General features: G+C 66.1%; 11 protein-coding genes. 10 read left to right on the forward strand and 1 reads right to left on the reverse strand.

Translation table 11 applies throughout. The annotated features are described in order from the left end of the window. From VR71_RS03060 to VR71_RS03080, 5 genes are all read left to right on the forward strand, one after another. Positions 1–849, forward strand: an 849-nt coding sequence (locus VR71_RS03060) for an HlyD family efflux transporter periplasmic adaptor subunit (RefSeq protein ID WP_045681075.1), incomplete at its 5' end; no start/stop codon positions are given. Positions 850–854: 5 nt separating this feature from the next. After that, complete coding sequence (locus VR71_RS03065) at positions 855–4,205, forward strand: efflux RND transporter permease subunit (protein WP_045681077.1); 3,351 nt, start codon at positions 855–857, stop codon at positions 4,203–4,205. A 42-nt stretch (positions 4,206–4,247) separates the two neighbouring features. Further along, positions 4,248–5,186 (forward strand): bifunctional riboflavin kinase/FAD synthetase, encoded by a 939-nt coding sequence (locus VR71_RS03070; RefSeq protein WP_045681079.1) that lies wholly within the window; start codon positions 4,248–4,250, stop codon positions 5,184–5,186. Next, a complete protein-coding gene (locus VR71_RS03075; protein WP_009815858.1) occupies positions 5,183–5,653 on the forward strand; it encodes a YcgN family cysteine cluster protein in 471 nt (156 codons plus the stop codon). Before VR71_RS03070 ends, VR71_RS03075 begins: the two co-directional genes overlap by 4 nt. After that, a complete protein-coding gene (locus tag VR71_RS03080; RefSeq protein ID WP_045681081.1) occupies positions 5,653–6,699 on the forward strand; it encodes a low specificity L-threonine aldolase in 1,047 nt (348 codons plus the stop codon). Before VR71_RS03075 ends, VR71_RS03080 begins: the two co-directional genes overlap by 1 nt. 311 nt (positions 6,700–7,010) lie before the next feature. On the opposite strand, the gene epsE is transcribed toward VR71_RS03080, so the two are convergent. After that, positions 7,011–8,228: an exopolysaccharide biosynthesis GT4 family glycosyltransferase EpsE gene (gene epsE, locus VR71_RS03085; RefSeq protein WP_045681083.1), complete on the reverse strand. Its 1,218-nt coding sequence runs from the start codon at positions 8,226–8,228 to the stop codon at positions 7,011–7,013. A gap of 92 nt (positions 8,229–8,320) precedes the next feature. Here epsE and VR71_RS03090 point away from each other — a divergent pair, with 92 nt between their 5' ends. From VR71_RS03090 to VR71_RS03110, 5 genes are all read left to right on the forward strand, one after another. Next, positions 8,321–9,163 carry a glycosyltransferase family 2 protein gene (locus VR71_RS03090; RefSeq protein ID WP_296429799.1) on the forward strand — a complete coding sequence of 281 codons (843 nt, stop codon included), beginning with the start codon at positions 8,321–8,323 and terminating at the stop codon, positions 9,161–9,163. A gap of 47 nt (positions 9,164–9,210) precedes the next feature. Further along, positions 9,211–10,578: an oligosaccharide flippase family protein gene (locus tag VR71_RS03095; RefSeq protein WP_045681085.1), complete on the forward strand. Its 1,368-nt coding sequence runs from the start codon at positions 9,211–9,213 to the stop codon at positions 10,576–10,578. A 104-nt stretch (positions 10,579–10,682) separates the two neighbouring features. Next, positions 10,683–17,072, forward strand: a complete 6,390-nt coding sequence (locus VR71_RS03100; protein ID WP_296429801.1) for a type I polyketide synthase — start codon at positions 10,683–10,685, stop codon at positions 17,070–17,072. Then, positions 17,069–18,043 (forward strand): glycosyltransferase family 2 protein, encoded by a 975-nt coding sequence (locus tag VR71_RS03105; RefSeq protein ID WP_045681089.1) that lies wholly within the window; start codon positions 17,069–17,071, stop codon positions 18,041–18,043. Before VR71_RS03100 ends, VR71_RS03105 begins: the two co-directional genes overlap by 4 nt. After that, the coding region (locus VR71_RS03110) for a formyltransferase family protein (protein WP_045681093.1) at positions 18,040–19,446 on the forward strand (1,407 nt) is incomplete at its 3' end. The genes VR71_RS03105 and VR71_RS03110, both read left to right, overlap by 4 nt.

Here is a 19,446-nt window from a genome sequence, read left to right on the forward strand (position 1 = left end):
GCGGAGGCGCGCATTGATCAGGCCGCCACCGCCACCGCCCGCGCCGACCTGGCGCTGTCCGAGGCCGAGCGGCGGCTGGCTGAAACGCGCATCACCGCAGGATTCACCGGCACGCTGAGCGAGGTGAGCGTGGTTGAAGGCCGTCTGGTGGCGGCCAATGAACAACTGGCGCAACTGGTGGATGGGGCAGCACTGGAAGTGGCGTTTCGGGTTTCCACCGTGCAATATGCGCGGCTCTTGGATGCGGGCGGCGGGTTGATCGACGCACCGGTCAGGGTGGCGCTTGATACCGGCGGGCTGGACCTGAGCGCTGTGGGGCGGATCACGCGGCAATCCGCGACTTTGGCCGAAGGTGAAAGCGGGCGATTGGTCTTTGCCACGCTGGACACTGCCCCCGCGATGAAGCCCGGCGATTTCGTGACTGTGACCGTCGAAGAGCCGCCCCTTGCCGCCGCTATTCGCCTGCCTGCCACGGCGCTGGGGCCGGATGGCCGGGTGCTGGTGATTGGCGCGGACGAGCGGCTGGAAGCGATCGAGGTTTCGCTCTTGCGGCGGCAAGGCAATGATATTCTGGTGCGCGGCGCAGGGGTGGCGGGGCGCGATGTGGTCGCCGAACGCACGCCGGTTCTGGGCGCGGGCATCAAGGTGCGCAAACTGGAGAGCGCCGAGGCCGTGCCAGAGGCCGACACCGTGACGCTCACCCCGGATCGGCGCGCGCGCCTCATGGCCTATGTCGAGGCGAGCACCGATATGCCGGACGAGGCCAAGCGCCGGTTGCTGGCGCAGTTGGAGCAGCCCGAGGTCTCGCTGAGCACGGTGGAACGGCTGGAACGCCGGATCGGAGGCTGAGTAGCATGCCGGGCCTGATCTCATGGTTCACGCGGCACCGCACGGCGGCCAACCTGCTCTTGGTGCTGATGATCGCCTTGGGTCTGATGGCCTTGCCGCGTATGCGGGCGCAGTTCTTTCCCGATGTGGTGATCGACAATGTGAGCGTGTCAGTGGCCTGGGACGGTGCGAGCGCCGAGGATGTGGACGGGGCCATTGTGCAGGTGCTGGAACCGGCCCTATTGGCGGTGGAGGGGGTGGAGGCCGCAACCTCGCTCAGCCGTGAGAACAGCGCGCTGGTGACACTCGAATTCGAGCCGGGCTGGGATATGGGCCGCGCCGCCGACGAGGTGCAGGCGGCGCTCGATATCATCACCACCCTGCCCGACGAGGCCGATGAACCCGTCGTGCGGCGCGGTGCCTGGCGCGATCAGGTGACGGATGTGGTGATCACCGGCCCCGTGGGCACCGAGCAACTGGCGCGGCTGGCGGATGAGTTGGTGACAAGGCTCTTTGATGCGGGGGTCACGCGCACCACGATCGAGGGTGTGGCAGCCCCCGAAACGGTGATCGAGGTGCCGGGTCCGGCGCTCATTGCCAATGACATCACCATGGCAGAGATCGCCGCCGCCATTGCCGCCGAGATCACCGCCGATCCGGCCGGGAACATGACCGGGGCGAATGCCCGGCTGCGCACCGGCTCTGACAAGCGCAGCGCGCGCGACATTGCTGGCATTACCCTGCGGATTGCCCCCGATGGCAGCGCGCTGACGGTGGGTGAGGTGGCGCGGGTGCGGGTCCAAGGGGCGACGCGGGCGCTGGCCTATTACGTCGGCGATGCCCCGGCCATGAACGTCCGCGTGGACCGCTCGGCGCGGGGGGATGCGCTTGATATTCAGGCCAAGGTGCAGGCGGTGGCCGACCGCATGGCCGAAACCCTGCCCGAGGGGGTGAGCATTGACCTCATCCGCACCCGCGCCGAGGCGATTTCGGGCCGGATCAAGATGCTCTTGGACAATGCGCTGACGGGTCTGGCGCTGGTGGTGGGGCTGCTCTTTCTATTTCTGAACGCGCGCACGGCATTCTGGGTGGCGGCGGGGATTCCGGTCGCGATGCTGGCTGCGCTGGCGCTGATGTATGCGGCCGGCCTCACGCTCAACATGATTTCGCTGTTCGCGTTGATCATTACGCTGGGGATCGTGGTGGATGACGCCATCGTGGTGGGCGAACATGCTGATGCGCGGCACCGCAAGCTGGGCGAGCCGCCAATGGTCGCGGCAGAGCGCGCCGCCGGACGCATGGCGCTGCCGGTTTTTGCTGCCACGCTAACCACGCTGATTGCATTTTTCGGGCTGGTGGTGATCGGCGGGCGGTTTGGCGATCTGATCTATGACATTCCCTTCACGGTGATCGCGGTTCTGGCCGCAAGCCTGATCGAGTGTTTCCTGATCCTGCCCAATCATATGGCGCATGCCTTGGCGCATTCGGCCAAGGTCCATTGGTATGACATCCCGAGCCGGGTGGTGAACCGGGGCTTTGGCGTGTTTCGCGACCGGGCCTTTCGCCCGCTGATCGGGCTGGTGATCCGAGCGCGCTATGTCGTGCTGGCGGCGGCGGTGCTGCTCTTGGCCACGCAGGTCGCGAGTTTTATGCGCGGCGATGTGACATGGCGGTTTTTCAACGCGCCGGAACAGGGCAGCGTGACGGGCAACTTCGCCATGCTGCCCGGGGCCTCGCGCGACGATACGCTGGCGCAAATGCGCGCCTTGCAGCGCGCGGCCGAAGACCTTGGCGCGGACTACGAGGCCGAGCATGGGGCAAACCCGCTGGCCTATGTGGTGGCGCAATTGGGGGGCGCTGCGGGGCGTGGCCTGTCGGGGTCGGACACCCGCGAGGCCGATCTCTTGGGCGGGATTTCCATTGAACTGATCGACGCCGATCTGCGGCCCTATTCCAGTTTCGCCTTTGTCGCCGCTCTGCAAGAGCGGGTGGAGCAGCATCCGCTGACCGAGACGCTGAGCTTTCGCGGATCGCGGGCGGGGCCGGGTGGTGATGCGCTCGACATTCAACTCTACGGCGCGGAGGCGGATCAACTCAAGTCCGCCGCTGAGGCGCTGAAAACAGCACTCGGGCGCTATCCCGAAGTGTCGGCGCTCGAGGACTCTCTCGCCTATGACAAGGCCGAGATGATCCTGGACCTTACCCCGCAGGGGGCGGCCCTTGGCTTTAGCATCGACGATCTTGGCCAGACCCTGCGCAACCGGGTGAACGGCATCGAGGCCGCGACCTATCCCGACGGCCCCCGCTCTGCCGAGGTGCGGGTGGAACTTCCCGAGGATGAACTGGCCGCCGATTTTCTCGAACGCATGCAGTTGCGCACGCCAACCGGGCAATATGTGCCGCTGGCTGATGTGGTCAGCGTCGAGACACGCACCGGCTTTGCCTCGGTCCGGCGAGAGAACGGGCTGCGGCTGGTGACGGTGACGGGTGATATTTCCGAGGATGATCCGGCCCGCGCCGCCGAAATCGTGCAGGCGCTGGAAACCGAGATCCTGCCCGATGTCGCCGCGCGCTATCAGGTGGAATACCGCCTCGCGGGCCTCAGCGAACAAGAAGATGACTTTATGGCCGACGCGCGTCTTGGCCTGATTGCGACGCTCTTGGGGATTTATCTGGTGCTGTCGCTGGTCTTTGCGAGTTGGACCAGGCCGATGGTGGTGATGGCAATTATCCCCTTTGGTCTGGTGGGCACGATCTGGGGTCATGCGCAATGGGATGTGCCGCTGTCGATGTTCACGGTGGTGGGATTGCTGGGCATGACCGGCATCATCATCAACGATTCCATCGTGCTGGTCACGTCGGTTGACGAACATGCGGAATCGCGCGGGTTGATCCCGGCCATCATCGAAGGCACCGCCGACCGGCTGCGCGCTGTGATTCTGACCACGCTGACGACGGTTCTGGGGCTGGCGCCACTGCTCTTTGAACGCTCGACTCAGGCGCAATTTCTCAAGCCGACGGTGATCACGCTGGTTTACGGTCTTGGGTTCGGGATGGTGCTGGTGCTTTTGGTGGTGCCGGCGCTCTTGGCCATCGGGCATGATCTCAGGCGGCCTGTGACGGCGCTCAGACGGGGCTTGTGGCGCAGACGCGCGGGGCTGCAGGGCGTGTTTGGTGCCGGGCTCGCGATGGTGCTGGGCTGGTTCGGGGCGACGATGGGCTGGGTTCTGGTGACAGGGGATTTGCCGGGGCCGCTGGCGGCGCTGATGCCGCTGCCACCTATTGGCGCGGCGTTGGCGCTCTTTCTGATGGGCAGCGCGCTTGGCCTCTTGCTGGTCTATCTCGTCACAGCCTTACGCCGCCCGCGCAGCGCCTGATCGCTCTTGCACCGGCGGCGTTGCGGCGCTACCCCTCTGCCCATGCGTATCATCCGCGATTACACCTATGTCACCGATGCCGACCGGGGCGCCAGCGCCGCCATCGGCAATTTCGATGGCGTGCATATCGGCCACCGTTCGGTGATTGAGTTGGCGCGCGCGGCGGGGGAGCGCATTGGCGCGCCCTTGGGCATCCTGACCTTTGAGCCGCATCCGCGCGAGTATTTCGCCCCCGACGCACCGCCCTTTCGCCTGATGGGCCGCGAGGCGCGGGCGCATCGGCTGGAAAAGTTGGGCGTTGAGCGGCTTTATGAAATCAATTTCAACGCGGGTCTGGCGGCGCTCAGCCCGCGCGCCTTTGCGGAGACTGTGATCCGCGACGGTCTGGGCCTGCGTCATGTGGTGGTGGGCGCGGATTTCTGTTTTGGCAAGGGACGGGCGGGCAATGCCACGATGCTGCAAGAGTTCGGCGACGAAATGGGGTTTGACGTGACCATCGCCACGCTCCTCGAGGGCGAGAGCGGGCAGGTGTCGTCAACGGCGATCCGTGCCGCGCTGAGCGAGGGCGCGCCGCGCGCCGCTGCCGCCATGCTGGGCCATTGGCACCGGATCGACGGGCCGGTGATTGGCGGCGAGCAGCGGGGCCGCACGCTGGGCTATCCGACCGCCAATATGTCGATCAAGGGGCTGCATCCGCCCAAGTTCGGCATTTATGCCGTGCTGGTCGATGTTCTGGATGGGCCACATAAGGGGCAATATCATGGGGCGGCGTCGCTTGGCGTGCGGCCGATGTTTCAGGGCGAAGAGGCCAATATCGAAACCTTCATCTTTGACTTTACCGGCGATCTCTATGGCGCAAACCTGTCGGTCGGGCTGATAGAATACCTGCGCCCCGAGGCGACATTCGACAGTCTGGAGGCATTTATCGCGCAGATGGATGCCGATTGCCTGCGCGCCCGCGACATTCTGGCCGCGCTATGAGCGATGCCATCAACCGCAGCGGATTACGCCCGCGTTATTGGGAAACCACGCGCCTTGACCGCATGACGCGCGCCGAATGGGAAGCGCTCTGCGATGGCTGCGGCAAATGCTGCATGAACAAGCTGGAGGATGAGGAAACCGGCGAGGTGGCCTTTACCCGCGTCGCCTGTCGCCTGTTTGACGATACCACCTGCCTCTGTGCGCAATACCCGATCCGGCATCAGTTTGTGCCCGAATGCATCACGCTCAAGCCGCATACGATCGAGAGCCATGCCTATTGGTTGCCGGAAACCTGCGCCTACAAGCTCTTGCATCTCGGCAAGCCGCTCTATCCCTGGCATCCGTTGATTTCCGGCGATCCAGCCAGCGTGCATGACGCAGGCGTGTCGATGCGGCACCGGACCCTGCCGGAATTCGAGGTGCCCGAGGACGATTGGGAAGATCACATCATCGAGGAGCCGCTCTGATGCAGTTCGCCTCTGACAATTCCGGCCCGGCCCTGCCCGCCGTCATGCAAGCGATGGCCGAGACCAATCGGGGTCATGCGCCCTCTTATGGCACAGAGGCGCAGATGGATGAGGTGCGCGACCGTCTGCGCGCGCTTTTTGAGGCACCGCAGGCCAGTGTCTATCTGGTAGCGACCGGCACGGCGGCCAATGCGCTGGCGCTGGCCACCCTCTCGGAGCCGTGGCAGACGGTGTTCTGCACGCCGCTTGCGCATATCCACACCGACGAATGCAACGCGCCCGAGTTTTTCACCGGCGGCGCCAAGCTGAGCCTTGTGGGTGCGGCGGACAAGATGACGCCCGAGGATCTGGCGCGCGCGATTGCGGTCTGGCCCGCAGGAGATGTGCACAATCCGCAGCATGGGCCGCTCGCCCTGACGCAAGCGACGGAACGCGGGCGGATTTACACCTGCGCCGAGATTGCGGCCCTGACCCAAGTGGCGCGCGATCACGGGCTGCCCTGCTACATGGACGGCGCGCGCTTTGCCAATGCGGTGGCGGCCCTGGGCTGCACCCCTGCGGAAATGACATGGCGCGCCGGCATTGACGCGGTCAGCATGGGCGGCACCAAGAATGGCTGTCTGGCGGTCGAGGCGGTGATTTTCTTTAACCCCGAGAATGCCTGGGAGTTTGAGTTGCGGCGCAAGCGGTCGGCGCATCTGGTGTCGAAACACCGCTATCTGTCAGCGCAGATGCTGGGCTATTTACGCGATGACCTGTGGCTGCGCACGGCGCAAGAGGCCAATGACCGCGCGGCGGTGCTGGAGGCCGGATTGCGCGCGGTGCCGGGGGCCGAGATGGTGTTTGCGCGCGACGTCAACATGATCTTTGCCCGCCTGCCCCGCGCCACGCATCAGCGCCTCAAGGCGGCGGGGGCGGCCTATGCGCTCTATGAGGGGCCTTTGGACGGCGGTGCGATGGATGAGCCGCTGATGGCGCGTTTCGTGTGCGATTGGTCCGTCACCGAGGATCAGATCGCGCGGTTTCTGGAGATTGCACAGGGTTAGGTCGCGGGCTGGGGTGGCACTAGACGGAACCTTGGCCTGAAGGTGACATTGGCCCCGTGCGATGAGCCGCGCGGTCGCTGGGCCGGGGACTAGCGATGCAACGGCGGCAACTGCCGCTTAATGCAAGCAAAGTCCGTATGACTTCAAAGAGATGCAGTCCGTCTCAAAATCGCTAGGCCGTCACGCCGAAGGCGTACCGAGATAAAGCGGCGCACCTTCGGTGCGACGGACGGCCCAGCGATCGCGCGGCGGCGCTCCGCGCCTTGTTCCGCGCGCGTGGCAATTTAAACGTCCCCTTCAGGCACTCATCCCTAGACCACCCCGCCCCTAGCCATCGCCCGGTTTGCGCCCGCGATCAGTGTCTCGGCCCCTTGGCTCGAGCGGAAATCCTGCACCACGCGCGCGCGCCCGGCCTCAGAGAGGCGTGCGCAGAGCGCGGGATCATCGGCAAGGGTGGCAATGGCCTCGGCCAGCACCTGCGGCGATTTCGGCGACACCAAGAGCCCGCTTTCGCCCGGATCAATCAATTCCCGCACCCCGCCCGCATCCGTGCCGATGGTGGGCACGCCGCAGGCCATGGCCTCCATATAGGCGACGCCCAGCGGTTCATGCCAACTGGCCAGTACGAACACATCCGCCGCCAAGAGATGCCGCCGCACCTCAGCCCCGCTGATGGCCCCCAAGAGCCGGGCATGCGCGCCCAGACCCAGCGCCTCAAGATGCGCTTGCAATTCAGCGCGATAGCCGGTGCCGCCTGCGTCATCCTCGCCCGCGATGTCCAACTGCACGTCGATGCCGCGATCCAAGAGCAGGCGCAGCGCCGAGAGCAAATCCTGATGCCCTTTGACCCGGTGCAACCGCCCACAGGAAAAGAGCCGCAGCGGCGCACCGGGTGCAGGTGGGAGATAGGGCGTGTCACGCTTGAAATCTTCGGTATCGACGCCCATCGGCTGTACCATCACATCGGCGGGCAGGTCGGGACCAAGAACATCGCGCATTTCGGCCATGAGCCTATGGGTGATGATGGTGGCAAAGCTGGCATGCCGCCATTTGAACCCCTGACCGGGACCATAATCCGACAGCGCGCCATGCAGCGTGAGGCTATAGCTTGGCCCGCCCATCAGCCGCGCCAAGGCACAGATCAGCGCGGCCCGCCCGCAGGAATGGGCATGCACATGACCAATCCCCCGCGCGCGGCAGTTCTGGATGAGCGCCCGCGCCGCAGGCAGGCAGATCAGCACATCCTTGAGGAATTCACCGCCCTGCCGTTCACGCAAGATGTCGGACCACGGCGCGCGCAAGAGACCCGTCAGCGCGTGACCGGGCGTGGGCCGCCCGAGATAGGTGGTGCGCGCGATGGCCGCGTCAGACCAGTCATGGGATACAAGACCGGGCGGCGGAGGTCGCGTGCTCAAGAGATGCGGCACCGCGCCCAAGCGCTCCAGATCCGCAATCTCGCGCCAGAAGAAGATATGCGTCTGGCCCGGAAACTGGGGCACAAGATAGCCAAGGTTCAGGGGATCAGGCATTTTCGGTTCCGCTTGCCGCCAGTTTGTCGGATAAGCTCTAGCATGCCGCGCAGGCTCAGCACAGGCTCGCGGGCGATGGATTTGGAAACCCTTTGTTGACGGACAAAACCGCACCCCGGCTCAGCGTCATCATTCCCGCCCATAACGAGGCGGGGATGATCGACGCCTGCCTGCAGGCGCTCTTTGCCTCGGAGCCGGTGCCGGGCGGGGCAGAGGTGATCGTCGTGGCCAATGGTTGTCACGATACCACCGTGGCCGAGGCCGAAGCCTGCCGTCCGCAGGCGCGCGATTGGACGCTTAGCGTGCTCGACATGCCGCAGGGTGGCAAACCCGGCGCGCTGAGCGCGGGCGAGGCGGTGGCGCGGGGCGCGGTGCTGGCCTATCTCGATGCCGATGTCTTGGTTTCACCCCCGCTCCTGCGGCAGATCGCCGAGGCGCTCGACCGCACAGGGCCGGTCTATGCCAGCGGTCAGGTTGTGATTCCCACACCGCGCAACGCCTTCAGCCGCCTTTATGCCGGGTTTTACCGTCGCGTGCCCTTTTTCCACCACGGCGTGCCCGGCTGCGGCCTCTTTGCGATGACCCGCGCGGGTCGGGCGCGGTGGGGCGATTGGCCGGGGATTATCTCGGACGATACCTTTGCCCGGCTGCACTTTGCCCCCCGCGAACGCCACGCGGTGCCCGCCCCCTACAGCTGGCCGATTGTCGAGGGGTTTGGCGCGCTGATCCGGGTGCGGCGCAGGCAGGATGCGGGTGTCGCGGAAATCTCGCGCCTATACCCGGCGCTCTTGGCCAATGACGACGCGCGGCCTCGGGGCGCGGCATGGGTGCTGCGCGCCGCCCTGCGCGTGCCTCTGGGCTTTCTCGCTTATATTGCTGTGGCGATTGCCGTGCGGTTGCGGCAGGGTGGGGACGACTGGGCGCGAGGCCGCTGAGTCATCGTGAAGTCCGGAGCAACCGGAACGACGGAGTAGTGAGGCGGATGCAGCGGCTAACGACGATATTCTCGGGCGAGGGGCTCTTGGCGCGGGCGCTGCGGTCTTCGGCGCTGACTGTCGCGGGATTCGGCGGGGCGCAGGTGCTGCGGCTGGCGTCGAACCTGATCCTTGCGCGGCTGCTTTTCCCCGAGGCCTTTGGCCTGATGGCCATCGTCTCGGTCATCATCCAGGGCCTGATGCAATTCTCCGACGTGGGCGTCAGCCCCGCAATCATGCAAAGCAAACGTGGCGATGATCCGGCCTTTCTCAACACCGCCTGGACCATTCAGGCGCTGCGCGGCGTGGGACTCTGGCTGGTGGCCTGCGCGCTGGCTTGGCCGGTGGCGCTATTCTATGACGACCCCCTTTTGATGCAGCTTTTGCCGGTGGCGGGGCTGTCGCTCTTGATCACCGGGTTCAACCCCACCGCGCTTGATACCGCCAAGCGGCATCTGCGCTGGGGCCGGGTCACGGCCATCGAATTCGCGGTGCAGATCACCGGCATCGTGGCGGCGGTGGCGCTGGCGTGGTGGTGGCAGTCGGTCTGGGCGCTGGTGATATCGGGCGTGCTCAGCGCGGGTGTTGCGCTGGCGCTGTTCTGGCTCTTTCTGCCGGGGGCATCGAACCGGATGGGCTGGGAACGGCTGGCGACCTCGGAACTCATCCATTTCGGCAAATGGATTTTCCTCAGCACCATCTGCGGCTTTCTCTTCAATCAGGCGGACAAGCTCATCTTGGGCAAATACCTCAGCTTTGATGTCTTTGGTGTCTATAATATCGGCTTCTTCCTTGCCTCCTTTCCGATGCTCTTGGGCCATATGCTGACATGGCGGCTGCTGATCCCGATCTACCGCGAGCTGCCCCCGCAAGAGAGCGCCGCCAATTTCGCCAAGCTGCGACGCATGCGCTTTGCGGTCACGGGCGGGCTGATGGCGCTGTCGGCCGGGTTTGCCATCCTCGGCGTCTGGCTGGTGGGGATCATGTATGACGACCGCTATACTATGGCCGGCGCGGTGGTGGTGCTGATGGCGTTGATGCAACTCCCGCAGATCATCGTGATGACCTATGATCAGGCCTCGCTCGCGGCGGGGGATTCGCGGCGCTTCTTCCTTTTGACTCTGGCCAAGGCGGCGGCGATGATTGTGGCCCTCCTGCTGGGCCTCGCATGGGGCGGGCTGATGGGGGCGCTTCTGGGCTATGGGGCGGCGATGGTGCTGGCCTATCCGGTGGTGATCTGGCTGGCACGACACATGCAGGCCTGGGACCCGCTGCATGACGCAGCCATGGCAGCGCTGGGGACGGCGCTGGCGGCGCTGGCGCTCTGGCTCAACGCTGCGGCGCTCTCTGATCTGGCGCAGCTCTCTGGCTGGTAGCTGAGAAAACACCATTATCGCCAAGGGCATGCCGCAAAACAGTCGCATTGTCGGGCGAGTTTTGGCACCGTATGATTTGAGCAGTGGATTTGATGGCGGATCACATGACCCAACCGTCGCCTGACGGCACAGAGATTGCCATTGTCGGCATGGCCGCGCACCTGCCGGGGGCGCGGAACGTGACGGAGTATTGGCAGAACCTCTGCGCGGGGCAGCGTGCCATAAGGCGCATGACCGAGGCCGAGTTACTGGCCGCAGGCGAGCGCGCGCAGATGATCCGCCGCCCCGATTACGTGCCCTTTGCCGCACCCCTTGACGGATTCGAGATGTTCGATGCCGAGTTCTTTGGCTTTGGCCCCAAAGAGGCCGCGATCCTCGATCCGCAACACCGGCGCTTTCTGGAGGTGGCGTGGGAGGCGCTGGAGGATGCTGGCCATCCGCCCGAGCATTTCCCCGGTTCCATCGGGGTTTTCGCGGGCTGCGGCATGGGCAGCTATTTCTACTTCAACCTCTGCTCCAACCGCGACCTCGTCGACGATGTGGGGATGTTTCTGCTGCGCCACACCGGCAATGACAAGGATTTCCTGACCACCCGGCTCAGCCATCTTCTCGATCTCAAGGGGCCATCGCTCGGCCTGCAAACCGCCTGTTCCACCTCGCTTGTCGCGGTGCATGTGGCGTCGCAATCGCTGCTCAATGGCGAATGTGACATGGCGCTGGCGGGCGGCGTCACGATTGAGCTGCCGCAGGGGCGCGGCTATCTCTATAAAGACGGCGAGATCCTGTCGCCCGACGGCGAATGCCATGCCTTTGACCACCGCGCGCAGGGCACGGTGTTCGGGTCTGGCGCGGGCGTCGTGGTGCTGCGGCGGCTCTCGGATGCGCTGGCTGATGGCGATCACATCTGGGGCGTGATCAAGGGATCGGCGGTCAATAACGATGGTGCGGTCAAGGCGGGCTATCTCGCCCCATCCGTCGATGGTCAAGCGGCGGCAGTGGCCGAGGCGCAGGCCGTGGCGGGCATCTCCGCCGAGACCGTCGATTACGTGGAATGCCACGGCACCGGCACCTATCTGGGCGATCCCATCGAGGTTGCCGCCCTCACTCAAGCGTTTCGCGAGACCACCCAAGCGGTCGATTTCTGCCGCATCGGCAGCGTCAAAACCAACATCGGCCATCTTGATACGGCGGCGGGCGTGGCCAGCCTGATCAAGGCGACGCTGGCGGTTTATCACGGGCAAATGCCGCCCTCCTTGGGCTATGAGGCGCCCAATCCCGCGATTGCCTTTGACGGCAGCCCCTTTGCGGTCAATGACCGGCTCACCGCTTGGCCGCGCCGCGATCATCCCCGCCGCGCGGGCGTGAATTCACTGGGCGTCGGTGGCACCAACGCGCATGTCGTGCTCGAGGAACCCTCCGCGCGCGCGCCCTCAGAGGCGAGCGATTGGCCGTTTCAGCCGCTGGTGATCTCTGCCCGCTCCAAAGCGGCGCTTGATGAGACTTCCGCCCGCTTGGCCGCGCATCTGCGCGCGCATCCGGAGCAGGAGCTGGCCGATGTGGCCTGGACCCTCAAGCAAGGCCGCCGCGCCTTTGAACGCCGCCGCGTGGTGGTGGCCTCCTCCCACGACGAGGCCGCAACCCTGCTGGAAAAGGGCGATCCGCGCCGCGTCTTTACCCATGAGGCGCTCGACGCGCCCGACGTCGTCTTCATGTTCCCCGGCGGCGGCGCGCAATATGCCGGCATGGCGCGCGACCTTTACGAGACAGAGCCGGTCTTTGCCGAATGGATGGATCGCGGGCTGGAGGTGCTGCAACCCAAACTCGATTACGACATCCGCGCGCTCTGGCTGCCCGACCCCGCCAATATGGCGGCGGCAACGGAACGGCTGAAACAGCCCTCCGTGCAATTGCCGCTGATCATGATCACCGAATACGCGCTGGCGCAGCTTTGGCAGAGCTGGGGCGTGACCCCTGCCGCCCTGATCGGGCATTCCATGGGCGAGAATACCGCCGCCTGTCTCGCCGGTGTGCTCAGCTTCGAGGATTGCATCGGGCTGGTGCATCTGCGCGGGCAGTTGTTTGACACGGTGCCCAAGGGCGGCATGCTCAGCGTCCCCCTTGGGGCCGAGGCGCTGCGCCCCTACCTTGGCGAGACGCTCGACATCGCGGCGGTCAACGCGCCGGGGCTCAGCGTGGCCTCCGGCCCGCAGGCGGCGCTGGATGATCTGGCAGCGCGTCTGGCAGAGGCGGGGGTCGAGACCGCGCGCATCCCCATCGACATCGCCGCGCATTCCCGCATGCTGGAACCGATCCTGACCCGCTTTGGCGATTACCTGCGCTCCATTCCCCTGCACGCCCCGCAAATCCCCATCCTGTCGAACCGCACCGGCGATTACCTCACGGCAGCCGAGGCGACCGACCCCGCCTATTGGGTCGGCCATCTGCGCAACACCGTCCATTTCGCCGATGGTCTGGGCCGTCTGGCCGAGGGTCCGCGCCGCGTGTTCCTGGAGGTGGGACCGGGCAAAGTGCTGGCCTCCCTCGCACAGGCCCATGGCGCGATCAGCGCCAATCAGGTCATCGGCACCCTGCGCCACCCCGAGGATAGCATCGCCGACGACGCCTATTTCATGGCGATGCTGGCGCGGATGTGGGCGGTAGGTGTCAGCATCGACTGGGATCAAATCTGGGGCGAGGCCCGGCACGCCCGCGTGCCGCTGCCCACTTACGCCTTTCAGCACAAGCCCTATTTCATCACCCCCGGCACGGTAGGCGACACGCGTGCAGACGACTGGCCCACGCGCGGCGACGATCTGACGGGCTGGGGCTATCTGCCCCATTGGCGACCGCATCTGGCCGAGGTCGAGATTGCCAGCGAGGCCGATCTGGCCGCACTCCCGCCCGAAACATGGCTGATCTTCGAGGATGACTCAGGGCTTGCGGCGGCAGTGGGCAAGCGGCTCGCGGCGGCGCGACATACGGTAACGTATGTCACGACCGGCGACGCCTTCGCAGCCCTTGCACCGGGGCGCTTCGCCCTCTCGCCCGAACGTGGGCGCGAAGGCTATGACGCGCTGATCCGCGCCCTCAATGCCGAGGGCCGCATGCCGACCCGCATCGCGCATTTCTGGCTGGTCACACGGGACGCCCGCCACCGCCCCGGTTCGAGCTTTTTCCACCGCGTGCAGGAACAAGGTTTTTACAGCCTGCTCTTTCTGGCGCAGGCCATGGCCGACGAAGGGCTCTCAACGCCCCTGCATATCACCGCCCTCACCAACGATGCGGCGCAGGTCCGCGACGAGGGTCTGCGCGACCCCGCCAAGGCCACGCTGATAGGCCCGCTCCAGGTGATCCCGCGCGAATTGCCGGGGGTGACGGCGGCAAGCCTTGATCTGGCGCTGCCCCCGCGCGGCGTGGATGCGGCGCTGGTGACGCAGGTGATTGAGGATCTGATGCAGCCCCCGCGCAACCATGTGGCGGCGTTGCGTGGCACGCGGCGCTATGAGGCAGGCTGGCGCGCCACACCTCTCCTGCCCGCCGAGACCCCGATCACGCTGGGCCAGACCGTGCTGATCACCGGCGGCTTTGGCGGCATTGGCCTCACCTTGGCCGAGGATCTGATCACGCGCTCAAACGCCAAGATCGTCCTGATGGCCCGCAGCCCGCTACCGCCCCGCGCCGACTGGCCGCGCGTCATGGCAACCCGTGGTGCTGGCGATCCGCTGGCCCGGCGTATCGCCGCCGTCGAGCGATTGGAGGGCTTGGGCGGTCAGGTCATGGTCGTGGCGGGCGATGTCAGCAATATCGAGGATATGCAAGCCGCCCGCGCCGAAATCGAGGCGCGTTTTGGCACGCTCCATGGCGTGATCCACGCGGCGGGCGTGATCAAGGACGCCCCCCTCCTCAGCAAAAACCCCGACACAATCGAGGATGTGTTCACCCCGAAAATCCACGGCACGCAGGTGCTGGACGAGGTGTTTTCCGATGGCACGCTCGACTGGCTGGTGCTGTTTTCCTCTTCCTCCACAGCGACCGCCCCGGCGGGACAGGTGGATTACGTTGCCGCCAACGCCTATCTCAACGCCTATGCCCGCAGCCGCGCGGGCGACAAGACCCGCGTCATTGCCCTCAACTGGGGCATCTGGGCCGAGGTGGGCATGGCCGCCGAGGCGGTGGCGCAGCAACGCGGCGACGCGCTCGCCGCTCCGCGCCTGCCGGTCCCGGCACCGCTGGTGCATGAGGCCAGCCACGACGAGCTCGGCAACCGGGTGCTGCACGCCCACTATGACGCCGGGCACTGGGTGTTCGATCAGCACCGCACCAAATCCGGTCAGGCGCTCTTGCCCGGCACCGGCTATCTGGAGCTTTTGGCCGAGGCGCTGCGCGCACAGGGCGAGGATGGCCCGTTTGAAATCCGCGATCTGTGGTTCCTGCGCGCCTTTGACATGCCCGAGGGCGGCACACGCGACATGCGCCTCACCCTGACACGCAATGACACAGGCTATGCCGCCCGGATCGAGGGCGATCACGCGCAGGCCGGGCGTCAGGGCTGGGTCACACTGGCCGAGGCCAGGCTGAGCCTCTTGCCGCTCACCCCGCCTGCGGCGCTCGATCTTGATTCCATACGTGACCGTATGCCAAACTGGCAAGAGGCAGGCGATACGGCCCTTGCCGCCCCGCAAGAGGTGCATCTTGATTTCGGCCCGCGCTGGCGCGTGCTGCGTGCCATGGGGTTGGGCCGGGGCGAAGGTCTGGCGCATCTGACCTTGCCCGAGAGCGCGCAAGGCGATCTCGCCGCAGGTTATCTCCTGCACCCCGCGCTGATGGATATCGCAACCGGCTGGGCCATGGGGCTGATTGCGGGCTATGACGGGGCCGATCTCTGGGTGCCCATGTCCTATGGCGCGCTCAGCGTCCACGCGCCCTTGGGGGCCGAGGTCTGGTCCCATATCCGCAACGCGGCCCAAAACCGCGCGAGCGATGAAACCGCGCGCTTTGATATCACGCTCTGCGATGCCGCGGGCCGGGTGCTGATCGAGATCACCGATTTCGCCATCCGCAAACAGGTGGGCGGCCTCACCCTCACGCCGCCGCGCGCCAGTGACGTCCGGTTCGAGGGCCAGACCGAGAGCGCGCCGACAAGCCCCGCCGAAGAGCGCCTGCGCCACAACCTGCGCGAGGGCATCCGCCCCACTGAGGGGGCAGAGGCGTTTCGCCGGGCCTTGGCGCAGTCCGCGCCGCAAATCCTTGTCTCCTCGCTCGACCTGCCCGCGCTCATCGCGCAGGCAGAGGCGGGCGCGCACAGCACGGACAGCACCGGACAGCGCTTTGAACGCCCCGATCTCGACAGCGATTTCGTCGCCCCCGAGGGCGAGATTGAGACCCGTCTTGCGGGCTTCTGGTCTGACCTGCTCGGGCTGGAACAGGTCGGGGCCGAGGATTCATTCTTTGACCTTGGTGGTCATTCCCTGATCGCCGTCCGCCTTTTTGGCATGATCCGCAAGGCCTACCGCGTCGATCTGCCCATCTCGATCCTGTTCGAGGCCCCCACCATCCGCGCCTGTGCCGCGCTGATCGAGGCGCAAATCGGGCCGCAGGAGGCGGGACAGGACACCCCCGCACCACAAGAACCGCAGCGCCGTTTTACCCATCTGGTGCCGATGCACCGGGGCGAAGGCGGGTCGAAAACGCCCTTCTTCCTCGTCGCGGGCATGTTTGGCAATGTGCTGAACCTGCGGCATCTGGCGCATCTCTTGGGCGAGGATCGGCCCTTTTACGGGCTTCAGGCGCGTGGCCTCTATGGCGGCGCTGCCCCCCATGACGATCTGACCGAGGCCGCGCGCGACATGATCGCCGAACTGCGCCAAGTCCAGCCGCACGGCCCCTATCTCTTGGGTGGTTTCTCGGGCGGCGGCATCACCGCCTATGAAATGGCGCAGCAATTGCGCGCGGCAGGCGAAGAGGTGGCGCTGATCGTTCTGCTCGACACGCCGCTGCCCCAACGCCGCCCGCTCTCGCGTCGCGACCGGCTGATGATCCAATGGCAGGAACTCAGGGCCGGTGGCCCGCTCTATCCGCTGCGGTGGGCAGCGCGGCGGATCGCTTGGGAAATCACCAAACGCCGCCCCAAACCCGAGGCCGTGACCGACGCGCATCAATTCCACGACAGCGCCATCGAGGCCGCGTTTTACCGCGCCATCGCCAAATATCAGCTGCGCCCATGGGCAGGCGCGCTGCATCTCTTCCGTCCGCCACTGGTGGGCAAATGGCAGGTCTCCGATGGCCGCTGGGTCAGCAGCGAGCGCGCCTATGTCCTGGCCGACAATGACTGGGCGGGTTTTGCCCCGCAGGTGCAGGTGACAGAGGTGCCCGGCACGCATGATTCCATGGTGTTGGAGCCGAATGTGCGGGTCTTGGCCGCGCGCATGCGCCGGGTGATCGAGGCCGCGGAAGCCATGCCAACCATCCCCGATCGTCGCGAGGCCGCAGAATGACCGCGTCCCAAGAAGGCCCCCGCGTCCTCACCATCGTGCTCAACTGGCGCACCCCCGACATGAGCCTCAAAGCAGCGGATGCCGCCCGCCACGCCATGCAGGGAATCGCGGGCGAGATTGTGTTGGTGGACAACGACTCCGGCGATGGCTCGTTCGAGGCGATGCAGGCCGGTGTTGCCGATTGGGACCGGGTGCGCGTGGTGCAATCGGGGCATAACGGCGGCTTTGGCGCGGGCAATAACGCGGGCATGCGCGCCGGTCTCAGCGACGGAACGCGCCCCGATTACGTCTATATCCTCAATTCCGATGCCTTTCCCGCCCCGGATGCCATTGCCGCCTTGCTCTCCCATCTGGAAGCGACCCCGCAAACCGGGCTTGCAGGCAGCTATATCCACGGCCCCGACGGCGCGGCACATGTGACCTGCTTTCGCTTTCCGTCAATCTTGGGTGAATTTGAGGGCGCGGCGCGGATCGGCCCGATCAGCCGCCTCCTGCGCAATGCCGCCGTGCCCCTGCCCGTGCCCCAGACCTCGCAGACGGTCGATTGGCTGGCGGGGGCCAGCCTGATGATCCGCCAAGACGTGCTCGACCAAATCGGCGGCTTTGACGAAGAATTTTTCCTCTATTTCGAGGAAACAGACCTCTGCCTGCGCGCCGCGCGTGCCGGCTGGCGCACCGATTTCGTCGAAAATAGCCGGATTGAGCATATCGGATCGGTCAGCACCGGGATGAAGCACTGGGACCGCGTGCCCGCCTATTGGTTCGCCTCGCGCCGCTATTATTTCACCAAGAACCACGGTGCCGCCTATCTCGCCCTTGTCACGCTGGCGCATCTGCTGGGCGCGGGTCTGGGCACGCTCTGGCGCTTCATCCGGCGCAAGGGTGCGGGCCGCCCGCCGCATTTCCTGCGCGATCTGGTGCTGGGCGATCTTGGCGCGGCGCTGAACAGGCCAAAAAGGATCAAACCATGATGCAGGCCCTCTTGATCGGCAACGAATCCCTCGCCCTGCACTGTGGCGCGGCATGGCTGGCGCGCGGGCATGGCATCGCGGCGGTGGTCACCCGCCACCCCGATGTGGCGGCGTGGGCCGAGGCCAATGGCCTGCGCACCCTCGCCCCCGGTCCGGGTCTGGCCGAGCGCTTGGGCGATCTGAATTGCGATTGGCTCCTCTCCATCGCCAATCTCGACCTCTTGCCGCAAACCGTGCTGGCCTGCGCCACGCGCGGCGCGGTCAATTTCCACGATGGCCCCTTGCCGCGCTACGCCGGTCTCAACGCGCCGGTCTGGGCGATTCTGAACGGCGAGACGCAGCACGGCATCACCTGGCACCTGATCGAAGGCGGGGTGGACGAGGGGCGCATCTTCGCACAGCGCATGGTCGACATCTCGGTGGATGAAACCGCCTTTACCCTAAACGCCAAATGTTACGCGGCGGCGCTCGACAGCTTTCCCGATGTGATCGCCGCGCTGGAACAGGGGGCCGTGACGGCCCAGATCCAAGACCTCAGCGCGCGCAGCTATTTCGCCCGCGATCAGCGCCCCGAGGGGCTCTGCCTCGATTTCACCGAAACCGCTGAGTCTCTGGCGCGACTGGTGCGCGCGCTCGATCACGGCGGCTATGCCAATCCGCTCAACAGGACGCGGATCATCGCGGGCGACCGTGTGTTCCTGGTGGGCCGGGCCGAGGTGGTGCCGAACAGCGGCGCACCGGGCGTTGTCCTCAGTGTCGATGCAACGCGCCTGACCGTGGCCACCGCCGCAGGCGCGCTGCGGCTCAGCGCACTGACCGGGCCAGAGGGTGGCGCGGTCGATCTCGCCGGTATCGCGGTGGGCTCGGTGCTGACCTCACATCCCGTCACCGACCTTCTGACAAAACTCGCGCCGCAGGATGGCTATTGGCGCAACGCCCTGCGCGCCATGCGGCCCATAACCTTGCCACTGGGCCACGGCGCAGGCGCAGAAGAACGCCGCCCGCTTGATCTGCCCGCCGATACGCGCGACGCGATTGGCCTCTGGGCCGCGCGTTTGGGCGGCGCAGAGGCCACGCATATCGCCTATGCCGGGGCGGCGGTCGAGGCCGCACCGTCACCGGGCCATGTCTGCCCTTGGGTGCCGGTGGCGGTCTCGGACCTGCGCCAAACCATCCCCGAGGCCGAGGCGCATGGTGCCTTCGCGCTCGATCTCTTTGCCCGTGACCCGGCGCTTGACGCCGCACAAGCGCCGCATATCGGCCTGCGTCTGGCCGGGCGCGGCCTCATCCCCGGCACGGCGCTGACCCTCGACCTGGCCGATACGCCAACGCTCGTCTATGACGCTGCCCGGCTCTCGCCCGCTCTGGCCGACCTTCTCGCGCGGCGGCTCGAGGCGCTGGCA

Origin of the sequence: Roseovarius sp. BRH_c41, from assembly GCF_000961715.1 — a bacterium.
Lineage (GTDB): Bacteria > Pseudomonadota > Alphaproteobacteria > Rhodobacterales > Rhodobacteraceae > Roseovarius.